The organism is Catenovulum agarivorans YM01 (assembly GCF_000281085.1).
GTDB classification, from domain to species: Bacteria; Pseudomonadota; Gammaproteobacteria; order Enterobacterales; family Alteromonadaceae; genus Catenovulum; species Catenovulum agarivorans.
The window spans coordinates 27,352-44,556 of record NZ_AJWM01000048.1 but is presented as its reverse complement, the minus strand read 5'-3'; the positions used below and the strand labels follow the sequence as shown (position 1 = coordinate 44,556).

The 17,205-nt window shown below is 37.2% G+C and carries 19 protein-coding genes; all 19 read right to left on the bottom strand.

What is annotated here, in order from left to right; translation table 11 throughout:
• A complete protein-coding gene (locus WSC_RS0100815; protein WP_016954014.1) occupies positions 1-987 on the bottom strand; it encodes an acyltransferase family protein in 987 nt (328 codons plus the stop codon).
• A gap of 18 nt (positions 988-1,005) precedes the next feature.
• Positions 1,006-1,965, bottom strand: coding sequence for a GDP-L-fucose synthase (gene fcl / locus WSC_RS0100810; RefSeq protein ID WP_016954013.1), 960 nt, complete (start codon positions 1,963-1,965; stop codon positions 1,006-1,008).
• Between the two features lie 24 nt (positions 1,966-1,989).
• A complete protein-coding gene (locus tag WSC_RS0100805; protein WP_016954012.1) occupies positions 1,990-2,742 on the bottom strand; it encodes a glycosyltransferase family 2 protein in 753 nt (250 codons plus the stop codon).
• A gap of 98 nt (positions 2,743-2,840) precedes the next feature.
• On the bottom strand, positions 2,841-3,959 hold the full coding sequence (gene gmd, locus WSC_RS0100800) for a GDP-mannose 4,6-dehydratase (protein ID WP_016954011.1): 1,119 nt from the start codon (positions 3,957-3,959) through the stop codon (positions 2,841-2,843).
• A gap of 18 nt (positions 3,960-3,977) precedes the next feature.
• Positions 3,978-4,520: a WcaF family extracellular polysaccharide biosynthesis acetyltransferase gene (locus tag WSC_RS0100795; RefSeq protein ID WP_016954010.1), complete on the bottom strand. Its 543-nt coding sequence runs from the start codon at positions 4,518-4,520 to the stop codon at positions 3,978-3,980.
• Entirely contained in the window at positions 4,513-5,421 is a 909-nt protein-coding gene (locus WSC_RS0100790; RefSeq protein ID WP_016954009.1) for a glycosyltransferase family 2 protein, read from the bottom strand. Before WSC_RS0100790 ends, WSC_RS0100795 begins: the two co-directional genes overlap by 8 nt.
• A complete protein-coding gene (locus WSC_RS0100785; RefSeq protein WP_016954008.1) occupies positions 5,415-6,590 on the bottom strand; it encodes a glycosyltransferase in 1,176 nt (391 codons plus the stop codon). The genes WSC_RS0100790 and WSC_RS0100785 overlap by 7 nt, the downstream gene beginning before the upstream one ends.
• Positions 6,587-7,696 carry a glycosyltransferase gene (locus WSC_RS0100780; protein ID WP_016954007.1) on the bottom strand — a complete coding sequence of 370 codons (1,110 nt, stop codon included), beginning with the start codon at positions 7,694-7,696 and terminating at the stop codon, positions 6,587-6,589. Before WSC_RS0100780 ends, WSC_RS0100785 begins: the two co-directional genes overlap by 4 nt.
• Positions 7,687-8,991 carry a hypothetical protein gene (locus WSC_RS0100775; RefSeq protein WP_016954006.1) on the bottom strand — a complete coding sequence of 435 codons (1,305 nt, stop codon included), beginning with the start codon at positions 8,989-8,991 and terminating at the stop codon, positions 7,687-7,689. Before WSC_RS0100775 ends, WSC_RS0100780 begins: the two co-directional genes overlap by 10 nt.
• 7 nt (positions 8,992-8,998) lie before the next feature.
• A complete protein-coding gene (locus tag WSC_RS0100770; protein WP_016954005.1) occupies positions 8,999-9,997 on the bottom strand; it encodes a glycosyltransferase family protein in 999 nt (332 codons plus the stop codon).
• The gene (locus WSC_RS21525) at positions 9,994-10,530 is read right to left on the bottom strand and encodes an acyltransferase (RefSeq protein WP_016954004.1); all 537 of its coding nucleotides are present in this window, start codon (positions 10,528-10,530) and stop codon (positions 9,994-9,996) included. The genes WSC_RS0100770 and WSC_RS21525 overlap by 4 nt, the downstream gene beginning before the upstream one ends.
• A complete protein-coding gene (locus tag WSC_RS25555; protein ID WP_420170083.1) occupies positions 10,520-10,792 on the bottom strand; it encodes a c-type cytochrome in 273 nt (90 codons plus the stop codon). The genes WSC_RS21525 and WSC_RS25555 overlap by 11 nt, the downstream gene beginning before the upstream one ends.
• A gap of 73 nt (positions 10,793-10,865) precedes the next feature.
• On the bottom strand, positions 10,866-12,290 hold the full coding sequence (locus WSC_RS0100755; protein ID WP_016954002.1) for a GMC oxidoreductase: 1,425 nt from the start codon (positions 12,288-12,290) through the stop codon (positions 10,866-10,868).
• Positions 12,283-12,609 (bottom strand): hypothetical protein, encoded by a 327-nt coding sequence (locus WSC_RS0100750; RefSeq protein ID WP_157447145.1) that lies wholly within the window; start codon positions 12,607-12,609, stop codon positions 12,283-12,285. The genes WSC_RS0100755 and WSC_RS0100750 overlap by 8 nt, the downstream gene beginning before the upstream one ends.
• Positions 12,587-13,801 (bottom strand): lipopolysaccharide biosynthesis protein, encoded by a 1,215-nt coding sequence (locus WSC_RS0100745; RefSeq protein WP_157447144.1) that lies wholly within the window; start codon positions 13,799-13,801, stop codon positions 12,587-12,589. The genes WSC_RS0100750 and WSC_RS0100745 overlap by 23 nt, the downstream gene beginning before the upstream one ends.
• Before the next feature lie 59 nt (positions 13,802-13,860).
• Positions 13,861-14,772 carry an alpha-2,8-polysialyltransferase family protein gene (locus tag WSC_RS0100740; protein WP_237716257.1) on the bottom strand — a complete coding sequence of 304 codons (912 nt, stop codon included), beginning with the start codon at positions 14,770-14,772 and terminating at the stop codon, positions 13,861-13,863.
• Between the two features lie 76 nt (positions 14,773-14,848).
• Positions 14,849-15,508 (bottom strand): HAD family hydrolase, encoded by a 660-nt coding sequence (locus WSC_RS0100735; RefSeq protein WP_016953998.1) that lies wholly within the window; start codon positions 15,506-15,508, stop codon positions 14,849-14,851.
• A gap of 3 nt (positions 15,509-15,511) precedes the next feature.
• On the bottom strand, positions 15,512-16,489 hold the full coding sequence (locus WSC_RS0100730) for a phosphoglycerate dehydrogenase (RefSeq protein WP_016953997.1): 978 nt from the start codon (positions 16,487-16,489) through the stop codon (positions 15,512-15,514).
• Positions 16,482-17,204, bottom strand: a complete 723-nt coding sequence (locus tag WSC_RS23795; protein WP_016953996.1) for an acylneuraminate cytidylyltransferase family protein — start codon at positions 17,202-17,204, stop codon at positions 16,482-16,484. The genes WSC_RS0100730 and WSC_RS23795 overlap by 8 nt, the downstream gene beginning before the upstream one ends.
• Between the last annotated feature and the right edge of the window lies 1 nt (position 17,205).

The following is a 17,205-nucleotide window of genomic DNA, read 5'->3' as shown; positions in this document are numbered from 1 at the left end:
TTACGCTTCTCGCCTTCTAGAGTACCATTCTCGTAACAATTTTAGTCCTGGTCTTTCAAAATATGATGAGAGAACATGCGCAAGTAGAATTGAAGTACAAATAGCTAGGAAAATTGCTAAATAAGCATTATCGAATATAGGCGTTAAATGGTAGATGATCATGTAGCCAACATTTTGGTGGATTAGATACAAAGTATATGAAATGCCACCAAAATAGATGAGGACTTTATTGTTTAAAATCAACAACCTTCCCGACACTGCTAAGAAGAAAGTTACAAAGAATAAAAGAAAAAGAACTACGTGATCTACACTATAAGATACAAAGGTTGAAATAATCGAAAGCAGAAGACACGTAAGTGCTGCTTTCTTTTGCAAATTAGATGTAATTAAATAAAAACAAATACCAGCCATAAAAAAAGAAATATGATCGATAATAAAGATTTTTTTAATTGCATTTGGTATGTTAAAGAGGCCAACTGAATCGCCTATTCCCAAAATGACGAGCATAGCAAAGAAATTCAAACAGCTATGTAACCTGTTAATACAAAATAAAAGAAACATCCAAAAATAAAATGTTAACTCTACAGTCAAAGTCCAATAAACAGTGTCTACATGTGGAAGTCTCATATACTCATGCAACATAGTCAGGTTAGCAACCGCAGCAATCAATGACACCTCTCTCCCTGGTAAACCAAAAGTTGAAACAGCAACAAAAGTTATGGCTACGGAAACCCAAAATGCAGGGTACAACCGAGAAAACCTAGAAATTATAAAGTCCATTGGCTTTTTAACCTTGGACAGTGTTAAAAATATGACATACCCACTTAAAATAAAGAATAGTTGAACCCCATAACGCCCTAGATAACTCCATTCAACAGGTAATGTTGCGTGACCATATATTGTGTGGTAATTGTAAAAAAAGTGATAGATAACCACACATAGTGCAGCTATCCCTCTTAATGCGTCCAATTCAGATATTCGATGCATACTACGAAAGTTCCTTTATTAAGCTCTAAACTGATCTTGGTTATCTAAAAACCAGTGATAGGTTGAAGCTAAGCCATCTTCTAATGAAATTGAATATTTCCACCCTAGCGCTTCTAAACGCGACGAGTCCATTAATTTGCGAGGTGTACCGTCAGGCTTACTTGTATCAAATTTAATTTCACCTGAAAACCCAACTACTTTGGCCACAGTTTCAACTAACTCACGAATAGTGCAGTCTACACCTGTACCCACATTAATGTGACTTAACATAGGCTGAGTATTGGCTTGATAGGTTTTGTCATCCAAATTCATAATATGGATACAGGCAGCGGCCATATCATCTACGTGTAAAAATTCGCGCATTGGTTTACCAGAGCCCCATGCAACGACTTCAGAAGCATTGTTTAATTTTGCCTCGTGAAAACGGCGAATTAAAGCTGGAATAACATGCGAGTTTTCAGGGTGAAAATTATCATTTTCGCCATACAAATTAGTTGGCATTGCGCTGCGATAATTTCTACTATATTGGCGGTTGTATGATTCGCACAGCTTAATACCAGCAATTTTTGCTACAGCATAAGGCTCGTTTGTAGGCTCTAACACACCAGTTAACAAAGCCTCTTCTTTCATCGGTTGTTCTGCAAATTTAGGGTAAATACACGAAGATCCCAAAAAGAGTAAATCATTTACGCCAGCTTGATGAGCTGAATGAATAATATTACATTCCATCATCAAGTTTTCATAAATAAACTCCGCTGGGTAGGTGTTGTTAGCAATAATGCCACCCACTTTAGCTGCGGCTAAATAAACTTGATCAATAGATTCATTTTTAAAGAATTCAGCGACAGCAGTTTGGTCAAGCAAATTAAGTTGTTTTCTATCTCTTACTACAATTTCCACATTAGCTTTAACATCAAGCTGGCGGACAATTGCAGAACCGACCATACCTTTGTGGCCTGCTACAAATATTTTTTTCATAATTGGTACCTAAAATTCAACTGGCTATTTTTTCAAAAACTGTGGAATTTTCGACAAATTTTTAAATGTTAGAGCTCTAAGCCAAGGAAGACCATTTGTTTTTAACGCTAGTTTGTCTTCTTTGGATTTTTGAATAATATTTTTTAAACTTCGGTTACTTGCCCCACCCACACGCATTTTCACCAAGACCTCTGGTATATAATGCGTTGAAACTTTGCCTTTCCACAAATAACGAAGTATCGAATCGTAGTCAGCGGCTATTCTATAGCTTAAGTCAAACCCGCCTAACAGTTGATATTTTTCTCGCTTCATATAAAAGGTTGGATGTGGTGGCATCCAGCCGCTTTTTAGCTTCTCAAATTTAAAATCGCCACTGATCCATTTACGTACAACTTTGGTAGTGTCATTTTTTTGTACATAGTCTAAATCTGCGTAAACGGAGTCCGCTTGACTATCTTCAAACGCTTTTACTATTTGCGCAACGGCATGCTCATCAGCAAAAATGTCGTCAGAATGCATAAATCCAATTACATCGCCTGTTGCAGCGTTTATTCCCTTATTTAACGCGTCATAAATTCCTTTATCTGGTTCACTAATTAAAATACCAATACGCTCACCTGAACGTTTTACCACATCAACAGTGTCATCTTTTGAGCCACCATCAATAATAATGTGTTCGATATTTTGATAGGTTTGAGCGTTAACAGACTTAATTGCATCTACAACTGTCTTGGCACTGTTATAGGTTGCTGTTATAATTGATATTTTTATGGGCATTGAAGTTCCATTGATTAACTTATGCAGTTCATACAAGCTAAAATTTATTGAATGATTAGGCTGAGCCTCGCAGCTCAGCAATGTATAAAGGCAAGCATTTATTCCACTGACACGCTTACATTGTGCCCATGTGATTTTAGTAACGCGTGTTGTTTGGCTTTATCCAAGTCACTTGCAACCATTTCGGCACACATTTCTTCTACCGTGATTTCTGGTACCCAACCTAATTTAGCTTTTGCTTTTGATGGGTCTCCCAATAAAGTTTCTACTTCTGCAGGGCGGAAGTATTTAGGGTCAACTTTTACAATTACATCACCAACACTTAAAGCCGGTGCTTTATTAGCATCGGTAATTGCGGTAACAGTTGCAATTTCGTTTACGCCTTCACCGCTGAATTCAACCTCTATGCCAGCTTCTTTGGCAGATAAACGAACAAATTCGCGTACAGAAATTTGTTTTCCTGTAGCAATAACAAAATCTTCAGCGGTGTCTTGCTGTAACATCATCCATTGCATACGAACATAGTCTTTGGCATGGCCCCAGTCGCGTAATGCATCCATATTGCCTAGGTATAAGCATTTTTCTAAACCTTGAGCAATGTTTGCAATGCCACGCGTAATTTTTCGAGTTACAAACGTCTCACCACGACGCGGTGATTCATGATTAAATAAAATACCATTACAGGCATACATACCGTAAGCTTCGCGGTAATTTACAGTAATCCAATACGCGTACATTTTTGCAACCGCATAAGGCGAGCGAGGGTGAAACGGCGTAGTTTCTTTTTGCGGTATTTCTTGCACCAAACCGTACAATTCAGAAGTTGAAGCTTGATAAAACTTAGTTTTCTTTTCTAATCCTAAAAAACGAATTGCTTCTAATAAACGCAGAGTGCCCATTGCATCCACATCAGCTGTATATTCTGGCGACTCAAACGATACCGCAACGTGCGATTGTGCACCTAAATTGTATACTTCGTCTGGCTGAACTTCTTTCAAAATTCGCGTCAAGTTGGAAGAATCTGTTAAATCACCATAATGGAGAAAAAATTTTGGATTTTCTTCATGGCGATCTTGGTATATGTGATCTACACGTTCAGTGTTAAACAAAGATGCACGACGTTTTATACCGTGAACCTCGTAACCTTTGTCCAACAAAAATTCCGCTAAATAAGAACCATCCTGGCCTGTAACGCCAGTAATTAATGCTTTTTTCATTTCAATTCCAAATTTAAATTACTTAAAAGTTCGTTTCCGTTTAAACACCGCAGGGTTGCCTTGGTATATACAATCATTTTCAAGTGATTTGTTCGCCACAGATCCGGCGGCTAATATTGCATTCGTTCCGATAGTCACATTTGGACACACAATAGCTTTTGCTCCTACCCATGCACCGTTACATATATCTATAGTACCTAGCAACAAATCAAACGTTTCTTTAGTATAATCATGGTTACCTGTAAGCAAATAAGCACCTTGTGAGATGCAGCTATGGTCGCCAATTGTAATATTTGCTAAATTATCAATCCAAACATTTTCGCCAACCCATGCATGGTCGCCAATAGTTAAAAACCAAGGATACTTAATTTTAATAGATGGCTTCAATACAATGGTGTTTTTTACTCTAGCACCAAACATCAATAATAATTTTATCTTAAGGGTATTAGGTACAGGAAAACGCGTTTCAAAAAATATACGACTAATTACTATCCAGAATAAAATTTTAATTTTACTACCAGGTTTGTACTCGCTGTTATCATAAAGTGACAAATTAACCATTTGAGCCACCGACATCTATTTTATAAATTTCTTTTAAGACGTTTTTGATTTCATTTTTGTCTTTTCCAGCCATTCTATAGATATCATAAATTTTAGCGTCCACTAAAAAACGGTACCAAAAGCCTTGCAGAAAGTGCCATATAAACCCTTTCCTGCCATCCAAAAAACCCACCTTGATAAAATATCTGTAGTTAAAATAAATCACAGGTCTAAAAAATAATGGCAATTGTGCATATTTTTTCTTTAGCCACCTTTTCCTTTCTAATTGCCTACCAAAAAATTTAGGTTTTATATCATCGTAATCAAAAAAATTATAAATATTGTTGAGTAAATCGACAGCTTCCCTTGTTGCATAATTATTATGTTTTTCAGTCCACCAAGTGAGTGAGTTTAAGTTTTCGTCAGTAATATCATTATCAAGATTTACTACATCACCAGATGAAACCTTAATATGTTCATCCATCCAACGTAACTCGCTTTTCCCATAACCTCGTCGAAACACTCTCAGTAACCAAATAGGATAATAATCACCGTACTTTATCCATTGTCCCATAAATTTAACTTTTCTTTTAACCTGTAACCCCGTAACTGCAGTGTCAAAAGAGTTAAGTCTACTTTGTAACTCTTCCATTAATTCATGAGAAACCGTTTCATCAGCGTCCAAGCGCATTATCCAAGGAGTATCGATGTTGCAATTATCTAGAGCCCAATTGAACTGAACAGCGTGGTTTACCCATTTATTCTTGTAAACATCAGCACCTAGTGTACAAGCCAAATTACATGTATCGTCGGTAGAAAATGAATCAACAATAACCACCCTGACGTTAGGTGCTTGCACCGAGCGAATGCACCTTTCGATATGTATAGATTCGTTGTAAGTCAATATAACAACTGTTAGCATGTAGATTTCTCCAATACTGAACAAAAATCACTCGTCATTTTTTCTACAGTCATATTATTTGCAATTAAAGCAGCTTTTGTTGCTACTTTCTCACGGAGAGTTTGATCTTCAGAAAGTCTAGTTAATCCCTCAAAAACTGCTTTAGCGCAGTACGGGACTATGACAGCGGATTCCAAATTAGAAAAAAACTGGCTCGCACCAACTCCTTCAGTCATTACAATTGGAGTACCATTATAAGCAGCTTCTAAAATGGTCATCCCAAAATTTTCCGAAATACTAGTTAATGCAAAGATATCTGCTTGCTTATATAGAGAAGTCAGCTCGGCTCCATATTTTTCACCGAGAAACTCGAAATCGCCGCCCTCAATCAATCCGAAAGACTGTGCCACCTTTCGTAAAGTATCGTCATACCCTTCATCAATTGGGCCAACTATTGAAAGTTTAACTTTCTTTTCGTCACGTTTCATTAAAGCCAAAGCCTCCAACAAAACAGGTAGTCCTTTTTTCCAATTAACCCTCCCAACAAAAAGAATATTTTCAACTGTTCTTTCAAATTTATTTATATTGAAATGAGAGATTTCACTCGCACTATCTTTGCCAATTTCAAGGCCTAAGGGGATAATTTCTGTACAAACGTTACTGCCGCATAACTTATCAACGGCTACTTTCTCACTAAGAACTGTACAATGTACAAAATTAGCACCAGCAAGATTCCGGCGAACAATGTGCTTTATAAGAAAACTTTTGAGCCTTTGCTTTTTCTCGTTAAGTAATTCTGGGTACAAGGTGCCGTGCGGAGTTATCACATATTGGACACCAAAGAATCGACAGAGCGAAGGTCCAATTAAACAAGGGAGGTTCCAAATACCAGAGTAAAACACCCTGTAATCAGTGGCACTTCGCCTAATATCCCACAATTTTTTCAAAAGCTTAAAAACAACTCCGGGAGAGATCGAGAAGTTGACAGGCCCCATATAGCTGAAGTAGCTTACGCGTACGCTGGCAAAGGTTTTGTTTTTGTAGCACGACGCTAGTCCCGCATTTGTGGTCAACACCTCAACTTCGTGACCTCGTTTTACAAGCTCTGCATCCAACCCAAAATCGGCTGTTACAGCCCCCCCCATTTTTTTTGCCGGGTAGTAGGATCCACATACTCTTAAACACTTCATCTAGGTGACCTCTCTAAAAAATCGACTAATTGTGATGCCATAAAGTTCACGTTGAATTTTTCCTTGGCCACTCTCCCCGAGTTAGCTTTATAACGTGATAGCTCGCCTGCTGTCTTCACACTAAATGCTTTAGAAAGGGTATTTAAAAAGCTTTGCATATCTAATTTTTCAAAGCACAATCCGTTTTCACCTTCTGTTAATGCGGCAATTTCAGGCATGTGTTCTTTCTTGTTTGAATGAACTATAGCCGGAACATTATAACTAAACGCGTGTATCAAACTTAGTCCTACAGCCCCACCATAAACAAAAAAATCACAATGGGCTAAATGCTTCGCAATGTGAGATTCTTCATACAAAGCCCCTGTAAATTCAACACTAACAGAACTTGGAAACGTGAGATTTTCACAAGCACCTAAAAGTTCACCGTCTCCAATAATAGTAAAGTGTATAGGCAAATCCGTTTTTTGTAGGGCCTTCAATACAAACAATAAATTTGATTTTTCATTGATACGCCCGATAAATACCAAGTTTAGTTGGTCTTCCCTGGCAACTTTCAAAGGTGTGGGTTCTTCCAATGCAATTTTTAAATTTTTCTGAATGCTATTGTAGTCAAGCCCATTATTCAAATAGGTTAACCTACTCAAATCCGAAAAATGCTCTCTAACCTTTTCAAAGTCGGATTCTGTATACAAGATAACTCCGTCAAACAATTTCATAATTGACAGTCGAATTTTAAACGACAGGTTTGAAGTTTTTGCTGACCACCCTTGCCCGTACCAATACACCGGTTTTCCTTTGAGTTTGCAAATGAGCAAAACCAAATAATTTGATAAATACCTTGGGTTACCAGTTATGACTATACCTTGATAATTATTCAATGACTTGAAAGGAATGCCTTGCTGCCATAACAATTTTCCAAAAAATAGCCTGTGCTCTTTCAAGCAGTACTCAAATTCGATTCCACTACTATTAGTAGCGACGGATTTAAGCCCATCGGCATCAAAGTCAGATGACAATATTTTGATTAACTTGGGTGCCAACTCCGCTACTTTTTGATAAAAAGGTAGCCGATATTTGGGAATACAAGGTTGCAAAATTAGGAACATATTTTACGACTTTCTCCATTTTTCCGAGCAATAGAGGTTAAAAACGCTGCAAATTTCCATCCCCACATAAAAACAAACGCATAGATAATAAATCGACTCGCAGCTCGAATTGACGCGACCGAGGACAAGCCAGAAAAAACACAGCATGCGAAAAATAACAAATGATAAACCTTCGCTTTATCAAGCCGACCATCAACAAAACTGAATAACAAACCAAGCGCAGCACCAAAACAAAAATATCCGGAGCCAAACCATAGTATTGATTCGCCTACCAGATCAGTATTGATACCAATGGGAAAACCAAAGTGGGGGGTTAAAGACTGGTAAGCGTAAAATTTTGAAGTATCCAGAAGGAATGAAGGGATTGGTGATATATAGAGCAAAAATTGAGTGACATTTGTTGGCAGTCGAATTTGCCCTTCCTCTACACCAGACAGTGTTAGTGTTAATGTTGCTTGTCCAGAAACGGTAGCCATGACAAACGAGGTAAGATCTGGGATTACTGGTATTAGCTCAATTATACTAGCAAAAAAGTTAATTATACCAAGCTCAGCACCTCTTCCATAAATCGCGTTAAAATAGACAATACCAGTTACTACTATAGTTAAAAACTGTTTCCAACCACTAGAAGAGTATATAAATCTCATAACGAAATACAGAGCGAACGGAATTACAACAGCTCTACTGAAAATAGCCATTGAATATGCGAGAGCTAAAATCAAAGCAACAAATAATAATATATGATTTTTTCGATAATTGTAGTGTCTGTACAACACCATGAGTAAAGCCAGTAGACTAAAAATTTTGTATATATTTAGTAATGTTTCTTCACCAAAAAAGCGACTCGGTGGAGCAAAAAGAGCCAATAGGTTTCCTTTAAGACCAAGAATTAAGCAGGTACCCGCAACAACTAACACAAAGAAAATCCATGACGACGATATTTTAAACTTCCGACTAAAATTAATATTAAGACCGTGCCCGTTATTAAATGATGGCTTAGATTTTCTGAGCTTCATCCAACCAACATATGCAAAGTCAAAAGACAACTTAAACAACATTGAATAATAAAAAGCAGACTCAACGTACTTTTCAGCTACAAGCGTAATATTGGCTTGGAATTCAATAATATCTAGGTAGAACAAAATAGGATATTGATAGCTAATCCAAAATAAAATGGTCATGACCGAAAATAAGTTAGATACTCTCTTAAAAAAGTAAGATATATAGAAAACCAAAAGAACTTGGGTAAATACAAAAACAAAGTACCAAACTTCAAAACCATCAGAAAAAGCCATAGAAATTTTATAATCCTTCTAAAACACTACGTTTTTTGCTAGACAAAATTACCTCTAGGTGTTTAAGTTGATTTACTCGGCCAAAATGTTCCTGAAAAACCTGCCAGTCTAGGTCAGAAAATAACTTATCTTTAAAGTCTAGTGTTTTTAGTTCCTCCATCTTATGGATATTGGTTATGGCGCTAGGAAGAAACATACTTAATTCTTTGCTGTATTCAGTAGCCATGCAAATTACGTGTTTACGGCGAGACAGTGCGTGAATGAGCGAACCCGATACAATATTTGTGGAATTTCCATGCATATTCAAAATACATTGGGCTTGCTCAAGGACGCATTCATATTCTTCAATCGACAAACAGCGAATATCTAAGTTTACTTTAGTAAGCCTTCTGGACTCTATAATGGACTCAAGCTTTTCTCTATATTGGTAGTCACATTCTCCAGCAATATACAAAGGTAAATGACTTGGCCAAAACTCCAATAATGTGGCAATTTTTTTTCTAGGCTCTAGTTTTCCGACCAACGCAAAATTATATAAATCGTTAGAGCAACTTTCAGTGCTTTTGAAGGAGCCATATTTGATATGTGGTAAATACGAATAAGATTTGTTTTTTTGAGCAAATTTCTTACTAAGAACTACTCGTCTACTTGCAACGATGGACAATAATTTCCCTAAGATCAACGAAATTAAACGAATGAAGCCCTTTCCATTATGCCGTGAATAATTATGCCTAACCCATATAATTTGGTTATATGGTGCTAAAAAGCATAATACAAAAATAACAAACACAAGTAGCCTTTTAAATTTCAGCCTATTACCATCAAAAGGGTAATCTTCAAACCAATTCAAGACGATTTTCTTTGGCTTTAAAAAATACTTAAAACTAAAAAAGTCAGTCAAACTTTCTGAAGTATTTTTTTCAACGTGTTCAATACAACTTTTCAATGACGTTGAATAACTATTATAATTCTGGTTATGTGGGTAATAAAAAAGCTTTGATGTCATTTTAAAAACGGCCTATAGTCTAGCTGATAATGCTCAGTACACCTTCTGTTTGCAATTTTTTTGGCCGGATTCCCCACCCAAATCTCGCCATGCCCGACAGTCTTCGTAACTATAGCTCCAGCCCCAACGACCGCAAAATCTTCAACATCAGCACCGACTAGTATTTGTGAACAAGCACCAATCCAGCAATTTTTTCCAATCATTTTTTGAGACGTGTATGAAGGATTTCCAGCACTATGAGGATCATGCCCCATAGTCCATATTAATGTTCCGGTCGCGATATCAGTGTCACTACAGATAGTTAAACCACCACGGCCATCAATAAATACCCCCGAATTCAAAGCAACTCTATCGCCAAGGTGAACTTTCCATGGAGCCTTAACCTTAAAGCCAATACCCAGGAAGCAGTTTTTACCGAATTTAGCAAAACAAACATGTGCAAAAAAACACCTAACCTTTCTGCTAGGAACAAACGTAATAACATTATTCCAACAAAATTCAATAATTGTGCCAATTAAACATTTAATATTCATTACACATTTCAACGCTTGATACTAGAAAATTAGAGATTGCCAAAAATTCTTCGTCAGATAAATGATGGTTCCCCCCCTTTGCTGGCATTCGCCCAATTCCAGCTAAAGCCCTATAACTAGGCACTAGCTTTGAATGTTCCGTTCTGTCGTTCCAATCTTTATACCTACCGAGGCGAGGCGCCCCCATAGCCCCTCGAGTATGACAGCTACCACAGTATAAGTTATACTCGCTAAACAAAGGAGTACTTTCCAAACGAGACATGCAATTTTCAACGTTTGAAAATTGAGTATCTTCCTGAATACACAGAATAAAAACAGCAAGAGCAATTATTCCACTAAATAGTATTATCAATAATTTTTTGGCCAAACTCATAAGACATCGCTGCGATCGTTAAAGATGGGTTAACATAACTAGGTCGTTCAAAACACGAGCTTCCTAAGACAAATAAATTTCTAACAAAATTCGTTTCATTATTACTATTAACCACCCCGTTAAGCTTACCTTTCCTCGTCGTACACATATGATGAAACCCGCCAACAAATGTGTGCGGCTCTACGTCCCTTCCGATCAGCCAATCATGTAATCTGACAGAACCATAACCATGTTCCACGATAAAATTCGCAAAATTAGTACATGCTTCGGTTATAAAACGTTTATCCAACTCGTCAACACTCCATTCTAAATTTATTCTTTCTTTTGATAACCTATCAACTCGTTGTGACGGGGATAATTTATTGCCGAGAGATAAGCTTTGAGCGGACATAAACTTGACAGTATAAACATCTCTCAACCTAAAACGTTCAGATAAAAATTTAACAGTTTCTAATGGAGCCTTAAGTATTTCCCCAGCTTGTAACAATGCAGTTTTGTCTATGCCAGTTGTACTTATTAACTGCTTAAGTCGAGAAAATTGTACCGATATTTTGTCATACTTCATTTGATGTTCATGCGGGGTAAGAAAAAAACCGACAGAAAAGCTACCATCTCCGTTGGGGACTTCAATACCAGAAAAGCCCTTAGCGTTAGATTTAAAGTATTTACCAATAAAGTCTTTACCCTTTTTACTAGGCGTAATAAAACCAAGTTCCCCATGGGGATGTTCGCAAAAAAATTGCCCCACAGGAGTTTCCTCTATATTGTCAAAATTGCTTTGCATCAACAATCTAGGGTTTTCTATACCTCCGGCAGCCAAGATTATTTTTGCTGCCTGCAAAGATTGCACATTTCCGTTTAGGTCAGAAACTTCAACGCCTTTTACTGAAATGTTATCGTGTACGATTTTGGTTACGGTCTTACCGAAATACCATGTAACATTTGGTAAACTCTGTTTCAATTCTTTACCAATCTCAATTGGCTTCATTGGATTTGCTAACATCCATTCAGCAACATAACCTAAACTATCAATTTTCTGTGTTTTATATTCAAGACTACTTATTCCCATTAAGTTTTCTGCTTTAGAATAGTACGCAGTAAAACCAGTGTCTCCCCATAGGCTCAACTCGCGATTTGGTATTCTTGCACAAACCCCTGACCAATGGTTTAAAGTTCCTCCAAATTGGCGAATTCGAGTTGACGCCAAAGGGAAATAGTTGGCATTTGTGTCTCCCTCAAGGTTTAATTCTTGATGGGGGATAGATAGGTACTCTAATCCACTTTCTACTACGCATATTCTAAAGTTTTTGTTACTCTTTAAACTATCCAACAATGCAATAGTGGACAATCCACCACCGACAATAATAAAGTCATAATAATTATCCATAGTACTTGGTCCCATAAGTAAACACTATCTCTAATTTTTCTTTTAAATCAGATGAAATTAGCCAATTATGATACTGGACTGGAAAATCGCTACAGCCTACCTTATCTAACTTTATTTTAAGTTTATCTATATCTTCATTAGTGAGGTTAGAAATCAATTTTGGAGCAAATTCTTCCACCATATCCAAAATACCATGCTCAATGAACAACGTCTGAGCTGCTCCATCAAGAGACATTACACTAGAAGCTATAGTAGTTACGCAACATAAGCAACTTAATGCTTTTAAACTTCGCCGTTTAGAGTGATCTACAAAAAGCATACCTACATCCTGCTGTCAATATTACCCTCAGTTGAGGAAAAACGAGATACATTAACACTCCATTGAAAAACAAACATAGAAGAGTGTACACTATCGCCCCATCAAGGCCCATATGGGCATTTAAATATAAGCCAAATGGAATTCCTATTGCGATTGCGGAAAGAGTCCTTTGCACCAAAGATTTTTGCAATCCCATCTTCAATAAAAGTATACCATTGAGCTGACTCCATACTAGCAAAACCAAATACAGGCTGAAATATTCACCCCAGCTGGAAACAGCTTGATATGATGGTGGAAAAACTGCATCTACAATTTTAGAACCTCCTACAGCCAAAATCCCCCAAACTAGAAAAGCAAGACAGAAAGTTAGTAAACAGAGCTGCTTGACTAGTTTGGCTATACCAGCGTCATTATTCTGCTGAATAATTTTTGGAGTGTAATATTGAGATAGTGTGAAAACGCCAACGCCCAAAACCCCACACAAGTTAGTGAAAAGCATATAGTTAGAGAATTCGAGACTAGTTAAAAAAGAACTTCCCATTGCCTGGTCAATCCTATTGTTAGCCAACATTAAAATGGCAGAACCTCCAAATGGCAACCCCAGAAATAGCTTATCTTTGTCTAGCGAAAACCGAAATTTAAACGACTTCAAATACATAACAAATTCGACGCGGTATAGTAAGGAGACTCCAAACACAATAATTACAGCTTCAATTAACAAAGAATACCAAATTAGACTAGGGGAAAAGTAACAAATTGCAGCTCTTACTACTGAAGTACTAGTAGCATTCAAAACAATAAGGTGTGCTAGGCTCATGTTTCTTTGAGTACCAATAAAGATTGCTTCTAGCACATAAAATGGCCGAAATAATACACCTAGCGCTAAAGATACTATTTCAATAAATGAATAGGAATAATTTAAGAATGGTAAAACTAAACAAATAAATAGGCTGAGAACAAATACAAAAAAATTATAGTGTTCAAAGGCCCATTTGCAATCATTCACAGTGCAATGCTTTGAAGCCAAATCTTTTATCACTAAGTTGTTGGAACCTAATCTAGCCAAAGCGGATAGAGGTAGTAAAACACCCACCAAAAATAAAAAGCCGCCCAAAACATCTGGAGCAAGAAAATTCGTTAAGATGACTAATGTAATTGCATTTAAAAAGAACGTAATTGCTCTTGCAGACAATAGATATATCACAGACTATTTACCATATTGGCCTTCTCTGAATTACCCAACACAGCAATTCAAGACAACTCCTTTACACCTGACGCACTGACTATATCTTTAACTAACTCATATTGGTATGTCAGCTCAGGTAGATCAAAGTGGGTGCTAAGATGTCCAAACAATGAATAAACATTATTACTCAACATTGCTGAAGTATAAAATAGAGCAGACGTCCAAAAGCCATAAAGTTGGATTTGAGGATTGTTCAGTAAATGTATTTCTATTGGCAGATAGTCGTCCAAAGACCTAACAAAACCGCACTCCTTAATTACCGATTCTGTTAGCTCAGGGGGATCCCATGGGTGAGGCTTAAAATACACTGTGGCGTCCTTATCAAGAAAGGATTTAGAAACGACTTTGTAATATTCAACCATTTCCTCAATAGTTAAAATTCGTTTAGCCACAAACCACTGGGAGAGAATCACAATTGACTTTTCAGGGTATTTTAAGTCACACCGGCACTTAGACAAGAAAGCGCTTTTTAAATCAATTATTTCGCATGTGCTCGAAAGCCCGGGAATTTCCGCAACGTTGAAAGTATATCCCCGTATAAAGCGCTTCATCGCAATAACTCTTTCGTCTCTACCTAAAGCTATCTTCACCAGCTTTTTAGCAACATCCAGAGATTCACTTAAAACACTCCCCCGTAAAAAATGCACTTTTTTAAGATATATAGACATACCTTCTTCCATAAAAGATACGCGCACTTTCCCTAATTTTTTGAGGGTTCTATAAATAGAAATCTGGTGTTTATCAAAGCGATTACTAAACACTAATTCCAAGTTATTTAAATCAAGCTGCGTTCTGATGTCATTAAGGCTAACCACATAAGAGAGTTTTTTTTCAAAACATTTGGAAATTCTATGAAAAGAATCCGTTTTATCCTCTTGATATAAAATATAAATCCCGATAACTTCTTCATCTGTCAATTGATTTACTAAATTGGCCACCAAAAAATGCAACGGACTAGAAAACATAACAATTTTCATATAGATTCAAATAACCTTAGTGTTCGTTAGAATTCGGAAGTATAAAGCTATAGAGCGCTGAAAAAGTTTTGAGACTTGGATATTTAGTGGACGTTATGTTACTTCCATACCGTTCAAACTTAACAAAAGCCACATCAAAGTGTTCCGCAGTTAATAAGTCTTCGTTAGAATCTCCGATGAACAACGCTGAACTATTATCTAGTTCAAATTCTTCCATAATACTGCGTATATTAGATTTTTTTGAATTTTCGTTTCCCAAAATACGAGTAAAATACGGTAATAAGTCAAATCGAGCCAAAAACGCTTCTATTTCACTTTTGTCTCCCGCACTATTAATGTGCAACCTGACGTTGTTCTCTGCTAACTTAGCAATGACACTACAACACTCTTCCTCAATTACCGCCCCACTAAGCATATTTTTTAGGGCTGCACTGTACATGGAAACACGTAAATCCACGCTTTCTTCCGAATGCCCAGCATCAAGTTCTTTGAGCATTATTTTTAGCTTATTAAACCGAGGGACACCACCATTTTCCCTGTGAAGCTGCCTCACTTTCTCGATAGATTCCGCGGTAGTCAGCAAGTCCTTTAAAGCTTGAACAAAAGCTTCTTCTTTAAGAGGAACTGTATCTGACAAAACTCCATCAAAATCAAAAATTACATCCGTAAATTTCATCTACTAGTCTTCTCTCAATGCATATTCCTGAGTCGGAACAGGTTGGTTCAGTTTTTCCCCGTTGAAAAAGTTGATAATTTCCTGTGTAGCTTCAATTTCCATACGATTTCTACAATCTCGAGACATAGAGCCCATGTGAGCTGTAAGTATCACATTTTCTAAGTCACACAATGGACCTGAATATGGCTCTTGTTCAAAAACATCTACTGCAGCCCCTTTTATTACATTGTTAGAAAGAGCTTCATACAAAGCATCCTCTTGGACAATACCGCCTCGCGCTGTATTTATCAAATATGCGCTTTCCTTCATCTTCTTCAATTCGTTCAACCCAATCATCCCCTTAGAGTTTTTGGTAAGGGGGACGTGGATTGTTACTACGTCAGATTCTGCTAAAAGCTTGTCCTTAGAAACCCACTCTATTTTAAACTCTCGATCTAAATGAGGCTTGTGTTCCGAATCGTTTACCAAAAATCGAGGGGTACCAAAAGCACTCAATCGACGTAACACTCGCTCACCAATCCGACCAGCACCGATGATACCAAACGTCAAATCAGGAACCCTGTGGCCAAAATGTCGAAACCAACCTTTCGAATGCAATTCATGATTACTTACATGAATATTTCGAATCAACCCCAAAATCAACCCAATAGTTAATTCTGCAACCGCGGGGGCTGGTGCATCTGGAGTATAAGTAACTTTCACATCATTAGCTCTAGCCGCAAGCAAGTCAACTCCATCAAGTCCAATTCCAACTCTAGAAATAATTTTAAGCCGTTTAGCGTTTCTTATTGCCAACTCACTAATTATTTCAGTACCCGCAATTAAACCATCAAATTCAGCTAAGTACTCTTCCATTTCTTCTTTAGTAAGTTTACGATCATATTTATTAATTTCGTAATCGATTCCCGCTGCTTCAAGCATTTCCAAAGGGAGCTTGGTGTCACTACCAAACGGAACTGTTGATACAAGTACTTTAGGCATTTTTGATAGCCTCCTCTACACATTTTATTTGCCAGGGTGCATCTACTTCCATAAAAACATCCTGCTTGTAAGCGTGAATATTTTTACCTAACCAAGGGAAAGGTAGTAATCCTTCATTACTTAATAAAGCCGAGCGTCTAATAACCCAAAACGCACCATTAAAAAAATACACATCGCCCGCAGATTTTTTATCATTACTGTTCTTATGGAGCAAAGAGCTTTTAATAAAGTCCTGTGGGACAATTGTATCCAAGCGATCATCTGCTGATATTTTATAAGCTCTAAACGGATTAAACATATTGAACTCTGAAACGCTTATTACAGAATCCAAATACTCAGACTGTTCAAGTATATCAATGGCTTCAGCTAACGACTTCTCACAAGCCCCAACGCTATTACCTAAAAGCACGATCACGGTATCAAAAGTTTTTGATAATTTTTTCTCACAAAAGTTTAACGCATGTACCATAGTTTCGTGGTGAGATGCGTTATCGCCACAGAGTTCATTTGGTCTTGGGATAGGCAAGTACTGACTTCCATCATGTTCTAATATTTCTCCGATATCCGTAGTGACAGCCACTTTATCGATCTTCTCACACTTGAGAGCAGCCTCTAAATTGTAAGCATAAAGAGGTTTACCATGAAATTTCATAGTATTTTTGTTCTTTACAGATTTACTGCCCCCTCGAGCAGTCATAATTGCTAACGTTGCCATA

Excerpts from the sequence above, each read along its gene's own strand:
- WSC_RS0100815 (WP_016954014.1), bottom strand. The coding sequence starts at position 987 with ATGCATCGAATATCTGAATTGGACGCATTAAGAGGGATAGCTGCACTA.
- fcl (WP_016954013.1), bottom strand. The coding sequence starts at position 1,965 with ATGAAAAAAATATTTGTAGCAGGCCACAAAGGTATGGTCGGTTCTGCA.
- WSC_RS0100805 (WP_016954012.1), bottom strand. The coding sequence starts at position 2,742 with ATGCCCATAAAAATATCAATTATAACAGCAACCTATAACAGTGCCAAG.
- gmd (WP_016954011.1), bottom strand. The coding sequence starts at position 3,959 with ATGAAAAAAGCATTAATTACTGGCGTTACAGGCCAGGATGGTTCTTAT.
- WSC_RS0100795 (WP_016954010.1), bottom strand. The coding sequence starts at position 4,520 with ATGGTTAATTTGTCACTTTATGATAACAGCGAGTACAAACCTGGTAGT.
- WSC_RS0100790 (WP_016954009.1), bottom strand. The coding sequence starts at position 5,421 with ATGCTAACAGTTGTTATATTGACTTACAACGAATCTATACATATCGAA.
- WSC_RS0100785 (WP_016954008.1), bottom strand. The coding sequence starts at position 6,590 with ATGAAGTGTTTAAGAGTATGTGGATCCTACTACCCGGCAAAAAAAATG.
- WSC_RS0100780 (WP_016954007.1), bottom strand. The coding sequence starts at position 7,696 with ATGTTCCTAATTTTGCAACCTTGTATTCCCAAATATCGGCTACCTTTT.
- WSC_RS0100775 (WP_016954006.1), bottom strand. The coding sequence starts at position 8,991 with ATGGCTTTTTCTGATGGTTTTGAAGTTTGGTACTTTGTTTTTGTATTT.
- WSC_RS0100770 (WP_016954005.1), bottom strand. The coding sequence starts at position 9,997 with ATGACATCAAAGCTTTTTTATTACCCACATAACCAGAATTATAATAGT.
- WSC_RS21525 (WP_016954004.1), bottom strand. The coding sequence starts at position 10,530 with ATGAATATTAAATGTTTAATTGGCACAATTATTGAATTTTGTTGGAAT.
- WSC_RS25555 (WP_420170083.1), bottom strand. The coding sequence starts at position 10,792 with ATGTCTCGTTTGGAAAGTACTCCTTTGTTTAGCGAGTATAACTTATAC.
- WSC_RS0100755 (WP_016954002.1), bottom strand. The coding sequence starts at position 12,290 with ATGGATAATTATTATGACTTTATTATTGTCGGTGGTGGATTGTCCACT.
- WSC_RS0100750 (WP_157447145.1), bottom strand. The coding sequence starts at position 12,609 with ATGCTTTTTGTAGATCACTCTAAACGGCGAAGTTTAAAAGCATTAAGT.
- WSC_RS0100735 (WP_016953998.1), bottom strand. The coding sequence starts at position 15,508 with ATGAAATTTACGGATGTAATTTTTGATTTTGATGGAGTTTTGTCAGAT.
- WSC_RS0100730 (WP_016953997.1), bottom strand. The coding sequence starts at position 16,489 with ATGCCTAAAGTACTTGTATCAACAGTTCCGTTTGGTAGTGACACCAAG.
- WSC_RS23795 (WP_016953996.1), bottom strand. The coding sequence starts at position 17,204 with ATGGCAACGTTAGCAATTATGACTGCTCGAGGGGGCAGTAAATCTGTA.